Annotated in this window: 11 protein-coding genes and 1 pseudogene; 5 read left to right on the plus strand and 7 right to left on the minus strand. The window is 40.2% G+C overall.

What is annotated here, in order from left to right; genetic code table 11:
- The 3 genes and pseudogenes from ACZFYI_RS07780 to ACZFYI_RS07790 all read right to left on the minus strand — a co-directional run.
- A pseudogene (locus ACZFYI_RS07780) lies at positions 1 to 391 on the minus strand (hypothetical protein); the annotation flags it as partial.
- 11 nt (positions 392 to 402) lie between these two features.
- On the minus strand, positions 403 to 1,686 hold the full coding sequence (locus ACZFYI_RS07785) for a hypothetical protein (protein ID WP_462523559.1): 1,284 nt from the start codon (positions 1,684 to 1,686) through the stop codon (positions 403 to 405).
- Positions 1,670 to 2,437 (minus strand): type III pantothenate kinase, encoded by a 768-nt coding sequence (locus tag ACZFYI_RS07790; protein WP_462523560.1) that lies wholly within the window; start codon positions 2,435 to 2,437, stop codon positions 1,670 to 1,672. The genes ACZFYI_RS07785 and ACZFYI_RS07790 overlap by 17 nt, the downstream gene beginning before the upstream one ends.
- A gap of 70 nt (positions 2,438 to 2,507) precedes the next feature.
- On the opposite strand from ACZFYI_RS07790, the gene ACZFYI_RS07795 reads away from it, so the two are divergent.
- From ACZFYI_RS07795 to ACZFYI_RS07805, 3 genes are all read left to right on the plus strand, one after another.
- On the plus strand, positions 2,508 to 3,584 hold the full coding sequence (locus ACZFYI_RS07795) for an anhydro-N-acetylmuramic acid kinase (protein ID WP_462523561.1): 1,077 nt from the start codon (positions 2,508 to 2,510) through the stop codon (positions 3,582 to 3,584).
- 65 nt (positions 3,585 to 3,649) lie between these two features.
- Positions 3,650 to 4,876 (plus strand): Glu/Leu/Phe/Val dehydrogenase dimerization domain-containing protein, encoded by a 1,227-nt coding sequence (locus ACZFYI_RS07800; RefSeq protein WP_462523562.1) that lies wholly within the window; start codon positions 3,650 to 3,652, stop codon positions 4,874 to 4,876.
- A gap of 195 nt (positions 4,877 to 5,071) precedes the next feature.
- The gene (locus ACZFYI_RS07805; RefSeq protein ID WP_462523563.1) at positions 5,072 to 6,574 is read left to right on the plus strand and encodes a sodium:proton antiporter; all 1,503 of its coding nucleotides are present in this window, start codon (positions 5,072 to 5,074) and stop codon (positions 6,572 to 6,574) included.
- Between the two features lie 48 nt (positions 6,575 to 6,622).
- Here ACZFYI_RS07805 and ACZFYI_RS07810 read toward each other — a convergent pair whose 3' ends face one another.
- Together ACZFYI_RS07810 and gpmI are read right to left on the minus strand one after the other, a co-directional pair.
- Positions 6,623 to 7,177 (minus strand): hypothetical protein, encoded by a 555-nt coding sequence (locus ACZFYI_RS07810; protein ID WP_462523564.1) that lies wholly within the window; start codon positions 7,175 to 7,177, stop codon positions 6,623 to 6,625.
- A gap of 87 nt (positions 7,178 to 7,264) precedes the next feature.
- The gene (gene gpmI / locus ACZFYI_RS07815; RefSeq protein WP_462523565.1) at positions 7,265 to 8,791 is read right to left on the minus strand and encodes a 2,3-bisphosphoglycerate-independent phosphoglycerate mutase; all 1,527 of its coding nucleotides are present in this window, start codon (positions 8,789 to 8,791) and stop codon (positions 7,265 to 7,267) included.
- Positions 8,792 to 9,013: 222 nt separating this feature from the next.
- Between gpmI and ACZFYI_RS07820 the strand changes: the two genes are divergently transcribed.
- Both ACZFYI_RS07820 and nadC read left to right on the plus strand, forming a co-directional pair.
- Positions 9,014 to 9,424, plus strand: coding sequence for a DUF4783 domain-containing protein (locus tag ACZFYI_RS07820; protein ID WP_462523566.1), 411 nt, complete (start codon positions 9,014 to 9,016; stop codon positions 9,422 to 9,424).
- A 33-nt stretch (positions 9,425 to 9,457) separates the two neighbouring features.
- Positions 9,458 to 10,318 (plus strand): carboxylating nicotinate-nucleotide diphosphorylase, encoded by an 861-nt coding sequence (gene nadC, locus ACZFYI_RS07825; protein WP_462523567.1) that lies wholly within the window; start codon positions 9,458 to 9,460, stop codon positions 10,316 to 10,318.
- A 64-nt stretch (positions 10,319 to 10,382) separates the two neighbouring features.
- Here the strand turns inward: nadC and ACZFYI_RS07830 are convergent, their stop codons facing one another.
- On the minus strand, positions 10,383 to 11,615 hold the full coding sequence (locus ACZFYI_RS07830; protein WP_462523568.1) for an ammonium transporter: 1,233 nt from the start codon (positions 11,613 to 11,615) through the stop codon (positions 10,383 to 10,385).
- Between the two features lie 52 nt (positions 11,616 to 11,667).
- The gene (locus ACZFYI_RS07835) at positions 11,668 to 12,006 is read right to left on the minus strand and encodes a P-II family nitrogen regulator (protein ID WP_462523569.1); all 339 of its coding nucleotides are present in this window, start codon (positions 12,004 to 12,006) and stop codon (positions 11,668 to 11,670) included.
- Between the last annotated feature and the right edge of the window lie 176 nt (positions 12,007 to 12,182).

A 12,182-nucleotide genomic window follows, 5' to 3' on the forward strand; every position in this document is an offset into this window, starting at 1 on the left:
AAAATTGATAGCCATAATATGCCTTGTTTTCCATCCATTTAGGTTCGTTATCAAAATTTTCTTTTCTAAGATCATAAACTTTCATGACAGAATCCTGATAAATTCTTTTTTGGACAGGATCGGTAGTGGAACTGACTGCACCTTTATAGACATCCACCCCATAAATATAAATGGACTCATTCAGATCAGGAGTATTGACAAGGAGCCAATGAAGCGGTTTTGTCGCTTCTACAAACTGCTCAGATTTCATATAGTCCACATAAGCGGCATTTTTTTCACGTGCTTTTGCTTCTGTTTCTTCACCAGACGGCCAATTCCAACCATCCTGAGCTTGAGCCATTCCTACGAGGCTAAGGGTAAATAACCCGATGAGTGCGTTTTTAAGTTTCATATCTGTTAGTGTTATTCGAATACGCGTTTGTAAAACCAGGTGTTATCATTCAATGAGAATCCTAAGGTAACCCCAAAGTAATCTTCTTTAATCAAGCCATTATCGAGGGTACCCCTCGAACCAAACTTAACCGCAAAGTTCATCAACGATAAACTGTTGATAGGTACCGAAGCTCCAAAATTGATGCCAATATCATTGATCTGGGTCTGGTTCAATATGAATGGAGTTTGCTGGTATTCAACACCGAACCTGATTGTCGACCTTTTGAATATATTACTGACCGTTGAAAAGTTCGGAATAAGCTGACCGCCGATTGCAACCCTGTAAGTATCACCTAGTTCTCCCTGATCTCCAGAAAATGATCTATATTGGCTAAAATTTTGCATTTGTGCTTCTAGACCAATTACAAATTTATTTATTTTTTCATAAGAAATCCCATAGCCTAAGTTACTTGGTATAAAAACCGTTCCCTTTACATTGTCACTCAGGATATCTCCATCTGAATCCGGCCTGCTAGCTTGTCCAAAATCAGCAATCTTGGCAAATTCTTTTCCATTAATATTTCCAAATGCATGATAAGTGGCACCAACATGGATGTTGCTTTTATCCCCCGCTTTGAAATAATAATGCATTCCTCCTTTGAAAGTGATATCACTGACGGTCAATCTTTGATAAAATTCAGTCTGAGATCCGAATTCAGTATCTTCAGGATCGAGCAATGCCAATTGATTGGTACGTATAGTAGATCCAAATAAATAGGAACCGTGTATTCCTAAACTCAAGTTTTTTGCCAATACAAAGCCATAAGAGAGATATGCCTCAGAAATACCACCTTCTCCTTCCACTCTATTAATTGAACTGAAATCAGAATTGGTAACATCTCCCTTTACCAGAATGCTGTAACTCACACTTGAAATCTGTCCAATACCCATTCCAAGCGTTCTTTTACCGGATTTGACCGGGAAAGATAAGCCTACATATGAAAGTCCCCCTCCATCAATAGTCTCCTTTCCTACAGAACTCGAGACATTGATTCTTTTATAGTTAAGTGCAGCTTGAAAATTAAATATGGTGTTTCTCGTAGACAGGGCCGGGTTCATATAGTTTACCCCCCATCCTGTTCCGAAACTTATTCCCAATCCGCCCATTCCCTGATTTTGGGTAAGTCCTGCATAGTTGAATTCCCCCAAACCAAGAGCACTGTAAGTAGAAGCACTTGACTGTGGGAAAGCTTGTGTGTAAATGAAAAAGGTGCATAACACACCCAGAAATCTAATCCTATTGGTAATTGACATTGTAGCTTAATATTCTATTCAATCCTCGCAGGACCAAATTAGGGATTACAAATATGTGGTCTTTTGTTAAGCTTTCAAAGATTTTTGAGTCACCTCCACAAATAATGACCTTCAAATCCGCGTGTTGGGTCTGATAAGCATGGATAAATCCCTGCATTTCAAACCTGATTCCATAATATACTCCAGACCTTAAACCCGTAACTGTACTGTCTCCGGTAAGCTTGGGCTGCTGCCCCAGTTCCAAATCCACTAATGGAAGCCTTGCTGTTTGTTGGTTCATCGCTTTGAATCTCATCTGCAGCCCCGGAGTGATCGCGCCTCCAAAATACCTGTCTGATTCATCCATAAAATCATAGGTTATACAACTCCCCAAATCAATGGCAAGGATAGGATAGTTTTGAAAAACCGTCCTTGCGCCTATTACTGCAGCTTTTCGATCCACTCCCAATGTTTCAGGTGTGGCATACAAGTTTTGAAATGGCAAAGGTGTCTTTGAACTGAGAAACAAAAACGGAAATTTCAATAACTCTTGAAGTTGGTCTTCAGTATAGGTAACAGAACTGATGATGGCATGTTTGAAATCCTGGTTTTTTGAGTACTTCAAAAACAGGGAGACATCTTCAAAAATGAAATCTTCCATGAGAAGGTCATTCTCAAAAAGAGCTGTTTTGATCCTTGAATTTCCGATATCTACGACAAGCTGCTTCAAATTCAAAATCCGATAGTGATTGACCTTGGCTAAATTAGTCAAATTCCAACAGCCCGTTTTTTGATTAAAATAAATTTAACTTTAGGGAGAATTATTTAACAAAAATTAACCCATGAAAACCCAATCCACCTATAAAGTCATTGGTTTGATGTCAGGTACATCAGGCGACGGACTGGATATTGCCTATTGTGAATTTGAAAAGAAAGACCATTGGACTTTTCAGATCCAAGCAAGCGAAACAGTGCCTTTTCCAAAGAAACTCGGGAAAAAACTGAAGCGATCCCACCTCATGAATGGATATAGGCTAGCGCTTCTCGACGTAGAATTTGGAAATTGGATGGGCGTACAAGTCCGCGATTTTATCCAAAAAAATGACATAGAAGCGGAGGTCGTTTCCTCCCATGGCCATACGGTTTTTCACCAGCCATCCAAAAAACTCAGCCTTCAGATCGGAAACGGATGGGCATTGCATGCTGCAAGTGGTATTCCGGTGATAAATGATTTCAGGATGTTGGATGTTCAGCTTGGTGGTCAAGGCGCACCCTTGGTTCCCATAGGGGATAAGCTGCTTTTTTCAGAATATGATTATTGTATCAATTTAGGGGGAATTGCCAATATCAGCATGGAAGCTGAAGGCAAAAGAATTGCATTTGATATTTGCCCTTTCAATCTCCTGCTCAACCATTTTGCAGAAGTTTGTGGCAAACCCTATGATAAAAACGGCAAACTGGCCAGGAAAGGAAAACTGCTTAAAAAAGTACTGAAGCAGCTAAACAAGTTGCCCTATTACCAGATCGAAGGGGCAAAATCTTTGGGAAGGGAGGACCTTGACGATTACCTTCAGATTTTGGATTGGAGTGAGGAACACAAACCTGAAAACGTCCTTCATACCCTTGTTATCCATTATGTCGAACAGATTAATAAAATACTGATCCCTAGGATAGGCGAAAAAACAAGGGTTCTCGTAACAGGAGGAGGAGCCTTCAATACATTTTTTATGGAAAAATTAGCTGAGTCACTTGAATCTGACATTGAAGTCATCCAAGCAGATCCTTTGCTTATCAATTTCAAAGAGGCGCTTGTATTTGCATTCTTGGGGGTTCTAAAAATGAGAGAAGAAAATAACTCATTGTCTTCAGTCACCGGATCTTTGAAGGACAATTGCGGAGGTCTTGTACATGGATTATAAATACCCGGCTTTTTAGCATGGAGAATATTTCTATTTTTGCCTGCTGATAAACCCAAATATTTACCATGAAAGAACTACTCAAAAAGTTTGAGAACAAGCAACCTGAAATTATTTTTGAATGGAGTGACAGCGAATCCGAAGCAGAAGGATGGGTTGTCATCAATTCCCTCCGTGGTGGCGCTGCAGGTGGTGGCACAAGAATGCGGAAAGGACTTGACAGGAGAGAGGTAGAATCCCTTGCCAAAACAATGGAGGTCAAATTTACGGTTTCGGGCCCTGCCATTGGTGGAGCAAAATCAGGAATCAATTTTGACCCAAACGACCCACGAAAAGACGAAGTCCTTAGACGATGGTACAAAGCGGTTATGCCATTATTGAAGAATTATTATGGAACTGGCGGCGACCTTAACATCGATGAAATTCATGAAGTCATTCCCATCACGGAGAATTACGGACTTTGGCATCCTCAGGAGGGAATAGTAAACGGTCATTTCCATGCTACCGAGCCTGAAAAAATCAGAAAAATCGGTCAACTGAGACAAGGTGTTTCAAAAGTTTTGGAAGACCCCCACTATACTCCCAACGGACCAAAAAAATATAAAGTGGCCGACATGATAACCGGATTTGGAGTGGCCGAAGCCATCAGGCATTTTTATTCTATCTGGGGAGGAAACATTAAGGGCAAGCGGGCAATCATCCAAGGCTGGGGAAATGTCGGTGCTGCTGCAGCATGTTTTTTGGCTGTCGATGGTGTGAAAATTGTTGGAATCATTGACCGGGACGGGGGCTTGATCAATCCGTCAGGCTTTTCACTTGATGAGATAAGAGACCTGTTTATCAAAAGGGAAGGCAATAAACTTGTGGCTGACAACATGATTCCTTTTGAGGAGATAAATAAAAAAATATGGGATACGGGATGTGAGATTTTTATCCCTGCAGCTGCATCAAGGTTGGTTACCAAGGACCAAGCCGAGAGGATGGTCCATGCCGGCCTCGAGGTCGTCAGCTGCGGAGCGAATGTTCCGTTTGCAGATTCGGAGATTTTTTTTGGTCCGATAGGCGAGTGGCTTGATGAAAAAGTATCGCTTATTCCTGACTTTATTGCCAATTGCGGAATGGCGAGGGTATTTGCTTACCTTATGTCAGACCATGCAATTTTGACAGATGAGGCCATTTTCAGCGATGTCAGCAATACTATTCATTCAGCTCTTCGACAGACTTTTGAAAAAAGAAGCTCCAAAAACAAAGTGGCAGAAACCTCTCTAGAGATTGCATTAAAGCAGTTGGTATAAACATTTTACCAATCATCAGCCGAGAGGGGTTAATTTTAAATTAATTCCTCTCGGAGCTTATTTAGTATGCAGACCTTTTCATTCAAAATAAGTAGTTTAGCGAAAATAAAATTCAAATTTGTATATTGGTTAATGTAATTTCCAGGGTTCTCTGAAACCAAAACTGTTGAAAAAGACTGCTTAATTTTAAAATTAATGAAGAACCTATTTGCCGTTTTTATATTTGTTTTTGGGATGGTTTTTTTAAGCCTGATCCCTGAGGCAATAGCCCAGACAGAAACCCAAACGGAAATGGCAGTTGGAGACAGCGCCGACCATCACCACGATGGTCAAGGTGTGCATGAAGGTGGACACAAGGATCACCCGTCAGCGCCTGTTTGGTTAGTAATACCTTTTGTGGCATTGCTGTTAATGATAGCAACCGGGCCTTTGTTTTATGAAAACTTTTGGCACCACAACTACCCTAAAATTGCAGTTGGATTAGCAATGCTGGTGATCTTTTACTACCTGTTTGTGCTACACAATGTACATGGACCGGTCCATGCATTGGCCGAGTATGTCCAATTTATCGCCCTATTATCATCCCTTTATATTGCATCAGGAGGGATTTTGATTGAGATTGATAAAAAAGCAACTCCATTTGCCAATGTTACCCTATTGTTGGTTGGAGCTTTGGTCTCCAACATGATCGGTACTACAGGTGCTTCTATGTTACTTATTAGACCCTTTATTAGATTGAACAAGGGAAATATCCAGCCCTATCATATTATCTTTTTCATCTTCATGGTAAGCAATATAGGTGGATCTTTGACACCGATCGGTGACCCTCCCCTTTTTCTAGGCTTTTTGAAAGGTGTACCTTTCTTTTGGACCATAGAATACAATTGGCCTGCATGGGCCCTTGCTTTGATTTTGTTGGCCTCGGTATTTTATTTCATTGACAAGAAGCTTGGCAAAGCAAATGAAGAAGATGCCCTTGAAGAAGAAATGACCTATACCAATAAATTTGCATTGATCGGTTCGAGGAATTTCCTGTGGCTTTTGGTGATAATTGGATCAGTATTTTTAGACCCAAATGTACTTGACTGGGTTCCTGCAATTAATTATGACGGGCAAAAATTCTCTTTTTTGAGAGAAATCATCATGCTTTCCGTGGCCTATATGAGTTTCCGCTTTGCCGATAAAAAAGCCATAAAAGGAAATGAATTTAATTTTGAGCCTATACTCGAAGTCGCTTTCATTTTTATAGGGATATTCGGAACCATGATGCCTGCATTGGAATTGGTTGGAAATTTTGCCAAGTCTCCTGAAGGTGCGGCTTTGATCACACACAACACTTTGTATTGGGGGACAGGTGTTTTATCTGGAGTTTTGGACAATGCTCCTACTTACCTCAACTTCTTAGCTGCTGCGATGGCCTCCCAAGGCGCAGAAATCGGTTCAATAGAGGATGTCAGAAATTTTGCACTCAACAACTATCACGATTCTGCCTTTGAGCTGATGGCTATTTCTCTTGCTTCGGTATTCTTTGGGGCCATGACTTACATTGGAAATGGACCGAATTTCATGGTCAAATCCATAGCAGAACAAAGCGGTATCAAAATGCCTTCTTTCTTTGGTTATATAATAAGATTTTCACTACCTATATTGCTTCGAATCCTTTTGATTATTTGGCTGGTATTTTTTGCCTTTGTATGATGCCTCAAAAATATTAAACGAAGCCAATTTTAATTTTTGGCTTCAATTTCACCAAGCTACAGAAGCTTTCACGATCATTTTATTTGGTTTTAGAAAAATAACTTTCTGTACGGTTTCGACTACATAATGATCAAGTCGGCCGGTTTGGCTTTTGTTGAATATTACACCCCTAGTCTCAGAGTTATAAAAAAGGTTTGAGTTTTTGATATGGAAAGTTACTTCTTTGATTATTTCCCCTTCATATCTGACCACAATTTTTTGAACCTCTCCTTTTTCTCCTTCCTTCAGGGTATGGATTAAAAATTCTGAACTTCTCTGGGTTTCATAAGAACCTGCCAAGCTTGGCCGGCTTATATCCGACTTGACAAAAAAATCCAGTTCCTTTAGCCAGGCTTCCTCACTTAACGTATCCTTTACTATTTCCTTTTCCCCATTTACATTCAACTCCTTGATAATACCTATTCCATCCAAACCCAAGGCGGTCACTTCAATATAATCTTTCATTGGAAAATAAACGGTTTCAGGCTGTCCGTCACTTTTAATATCAACAACACATCCTGCAAGGGTCAATGAAATCAAAACTGCAATAAAACTTTGTTTCATAATCTTCAAAATTTTCTCTTAGGTGTAAATGAAAAAGAATCCATTCAAGTATTTATGAATGAATCCTTTCTTCACAAATGTATAAAATTATTTTATCAGGACATTTCCAGTCATTTCAGCCGGGATAGGTACTCCCATCAGAGTAAGAATCGTAGGTGCGAGATCTCCTAGTTTTCCATCATGAATCGCTATTTGATCATCGTCGTCTACCAAAATACAAGGCACCAAATTGGTAGTATGCGCAGTGTTTGGGGTTCCATCTTCATTGATCATCATGTCACTGTTCCCGTGATCGGCAATAACAATAAAAGTATACCCATTCTCAAGTCCTACAGTTATCACTTGTCTGGCACATTCGTCGACAGTCTCACAGGCCTTCACTGCTGCTTCAAAAACTCCAGTATGTCCCACCATGTCAGGGTTTGCAAAATTCAGGCACACAAAGTCGACTTCCTTCTTTTTGAGCTCCGTTTTGATTTTACTGGCAATTTCAAATGCACTCATCTCAGGTTTGAGATCATAAGTAGCTACTTTGGGTGAAGGACAAAGTATCCTGCTCTCGCCTTCAAATTCTGTTTCTCTTCCTCCAGAAAAGAAAAAAGTCACATGGGGATATTTTTCAGTTTCTGCGATCCTGATCTGTTTTTTACCGTTGTTTGATAAAACCTCTCCCAAAGTATTGTTCAGATTGTCTTTGTCATAAAGAACTTTGACATCCTTAAAAGTATCATCATAATTAGTAAAAGTAATGTAATCCAATTTGAGCTTTTTCATATTGAAATCCTCAAAGTCCTGCTGTGTAAGTACCTGAGTGATTTCCCTGCCTCGGTCAGTTCGGAAGTTGAAGCAAACCACAACATCGTCTTCCTTGATCACAGCAAGTGGCTTCCCTGCCTCGTTGACCTGAATAATGGGTCTGATAAATTCGTCAGTTACCCCATTGGAATAAGATTTTGTAATAGAGGCAATGATGTCCTTGGACTTTTCTCCTTCTCCGTGAACCATGGCATCATAAGCGAGCTTAACCCTCTCCCATCTTTTGTCCCTGTCCATGGCATAATACCTGCCGATGACAGAAGCTATTCTTCCGACAGAATGCTGAAGGTGTTCTTTCAGTTCAGTAAGATAATGGATCCCACCTTTGGGATCGGTATCCCGCCCGTCTGTAAAAGCATGGATAAAAACATCTGTCATTCCATTGGCTTTTGCCGCATCGCACAGGGCTTTAAGGTGATTGATATGGGCATGAACACCTCCATCAGAAACAAGTCCGATGAAGTGGACATTCTTTTTTGATTTTTTGGCATATTCAAATGCCTTCACCAAAACAGGATGGGAATCCAACTCACCTTCTTTTGCTGCTTGATTGATTCTGACGAGGTCTTGGTAGACTACCCTACCAGCTCCAATATTCATGTGTCCTACTTCTGAATTTCCCATTTGGCCTTCCGGTAACCCTACAGCCAAGCCTGAAGCCTGAAGTTTGGAATGAGGGTATTTGGTATACAGGCCGTCAATAAAAGGAGTTTTTGCTTTATCAATTGCAGAAACCTCAGGATTGGTCGCAATGCCCCATCCATCCAAAATCATTAATACTACTTTCTTATTGTTCATGGAAAGAGAATTTGGAATATTGAAAATTAAATTCAATCAACTTGTAAAGTTGCCTATTCTTTGCCAAGGGGACAAAATTCCTCCGCTTATTTTTTCAAATTCCTTGGATCCGAATGAAGTATTTTAACTTACCAAAACCAGTTTTGCATAGATCAGGTACTTTTTTTTAGAAAAACTAAAAAATCAAAATGATTTGGCTTAATATTTGAACTATTCATTGAAATGAAAAAATCACCCCTTCTCGCAATCTTTTTATTTGCCATATTTTGGTTTTCCGGAGCATCTGTGTTAAACACAGGAAAGCTGGCTATGGATGACTTTTTCCTTCATTTTAAGACAGGATCGAGCAAAGAAATAGCAAAATATTTTGATCAGAATGTACTGTTGAATATCAACGGAAAAAACGGTGACTACTCAAAAATCCAAGCTGAATACATTTTAAAGGAATTTTTCATGAAATATCCACCTGTTGATTTTTATCTTCTACATCAGGCGGGTTTGCCCGGACCGGCAGTTTTTTATGTGGGATCTTATCAGGCCAAAAGTGAGCAATTCAGGGTATTGATAAAGGGTAATTCCAAATCTGAGGTTTTGAGGATTTACAGTATTGATATTATTAAAGCCAAAATGTAAAGGCACACCACATTATTTTTTTTAATTTTGAATGTGGAAAACCTACCTTATTTATCAGCCAAAAAAATTCATGAATTTATCCGGTTGGCACTTTTGGAAGATGTCGGAACTGGAGATCACTCGACCTTGGGATCTATATCCAAAGACCAATTTGGTCAAGCCCATCTGATTATCAAAGAATCCGGCATCATTGCAGGGTTAGCCCTTGCGGAGATGATTTTCTATCAATTTGACCGTGATCTTCAAGTTGAAATCCTTTTAAAGGATGGAGATGAGGTCAATCCCGGAGATATTGGGTTGATAGTAAAAGGCTCTGCAGCTTCGATCCTGACTACAGAGAGACTTGTTTTGAACTGCATGCAGCGCATGAGTGGTATCGCAACCAAAACCCATCAGCTTTCCCAATTGATCTCTCATACCAAAGCCCGGTTGATGGATACCCGCAAGACTACCCCAAACTTCAGGATGATCGAAAAATGGGCCGTAGTACTTGGTGGTGGACTCAATCACCGCTTTGCCTTGTATGACATGGTGATGCTGAAAGACAACCACGTTGATTTTGCCGGGGGTATTACAAAGGCCATCCTTAACACCAAGAACTATCTGCAAAAGGAGGGACTCGACCTGAAAATAGAAGTGGAAACCAGAAATCTGGATGAAGTCAGGGAAGTCTTACTAGTCGGTGGCATAGATTATATCATGCTCGACAATATGGATTATGAAACCATGCGCAAAGCCGTCAAAATGGTAGGTGGAAAATATCCGCTAGAGGCATCCGGCGGAATTACTGAAGAAACCCTAAAGGATGTGGCCGAATGTGGGGTTGATTATATCTCTGTCGGCGCCCTTACTCATCATGTAAGAAGCATGGATATCAGTCTTAAGGCATTTTGAGTATCTGAAAAAAGCCCAAGAGAATTTATTTCCCTTGGGCTTTTTTACTTTACCAAAAAACAAATCAATCTTTTGAGGCAAAATCAGGATAAGCCTGCATGCTGTGTTCGTTGATATCCAAACCTTCGAGTTCTTCTCTTTCATCTACCCTGATACCCACGGTTTTCTTTAAGGTAAAGAAAATAACCCAACTCGCCCCAAAACAGAAGGCTCCTACCACACCGATACCTATCAATTGGGACATCACCTGTTGGAAACTTGCAAGGTTTCCAAATAAGCCTACAGCCAAAGTCCCCCAAATTCCACCAACCAAATGCACTGAAATGGCTCCTACCGGATCATCGATTTTGATTCTGTCAAAAAACACCACTGCAAAAACCACCAAAGTTCCTCCGATAAATCCGATAATAGCAGATTCCCCCACGCCCATCTGATCAGCTCCGGCAGTGATGCCGACAAGACCCGCCAAGATACCGTTTAGTACCATCGTGATATCGTAAGTTTTGAATTTTAGATATGAAGCTATCAAAGCTCCAAATGCTCCAGCTGCCCCCGCAATGGCTGTAGTCACAAATACCAAGGAAACAGTACCTGGATCTGCTGTCAATACTGAACCTCCATTAAACCCAAACCACCCAAACCAGAGCAAAAACACACCAATGGTGGCCATGGGGATATTGTGGCCCGGAATGGCCTTCATACCGGATGGAGTATATTTACCCAATCTTGGTCCAAGCAAAAATGCACCTGCCAATGCTGCCCAGCCTCCTACTGAATGCACAATGGTCGAACCTGCAAAATCATAAAACGGCGTTGCCATGGTGTTCAAAAAACCTCCACCCCACTTCCACATTCCCACTATGGGATAACATAATCCAACATAAATGATAGAAAAGAAAATGAACGGTCCCAATTTCATCCGCTCTGCAACTGCACCTGAAACGATTGTGGCTGCTGTAGCCGCAAACATCGCCTGAAAAATAAAATCAGTATAAAAAGTATATCCTGCATTGTAATTACTGGTAGCCCATCCTTCAGGAAGTGCCAAACCAAAACCTGCAAATCCCATGAAACCTCCGGCAAAATCCCCCCCAGGATACATGAGATTGAATCCAACAAAGGCATAAGAAAGTAAGCCTATTGCAGGAATGAGTGTATTCTTAAATAATATATTGACTGTATTCTTTGCTCTTGTAAGGCCTGCTTCCAGACTTGCAAAGCCAAGGTGCATGATAAATACCAAAATGGTAGCTACCATCATCCATAGGTTATTGATGGTAAATAATTCTTGAGTCATAGGTTTGAAAGGTTAAAGTGTTCAATAATTTTGATGCTTTGTTCTTGGTAGTTTATAAGGCATCTTCTCCTGTATCACTGTTTCGGATTCGGTATGCCTCAAGCGCCTCGTAGATGAAGATTTTTCCATCTCCTACCTCTCCAGTTTTTCCCATTTTGAGGATACAATCAACTACCGTTGGTACCAATTCATCTACAGTCACGATTTCAAGTTTTGTCCTTGGGATGTAGGTAGGTTCATAGGAAATCCCCCGGTATGTCTGTGCCTTGGCATGTGCCATTCCCATTCCCTTTACTTCATAAAATGTCAGGAACTTTACACCAAGTCCGGATATGCATTGATGGATCTCATCAAATTTGGATGTTCTAATGATTGCTTCGATTTTTTTCATTTTTTTCAATTTAAATGGTGATTTGTTGGAAAAACACCGCTAATGTAATCGAAAAACTGTTTTGAAAGTATTTTTGGTTACTATTTGAATCAATTTTTACATGAAAAACATATTATTTAGAAAAATAAGACTCAAATTAAACTGATAAGTAATTTAAAAACATAAATTCCTGTGTT

The organism is Aquiflexum sp., assembly GCF_977115555.1.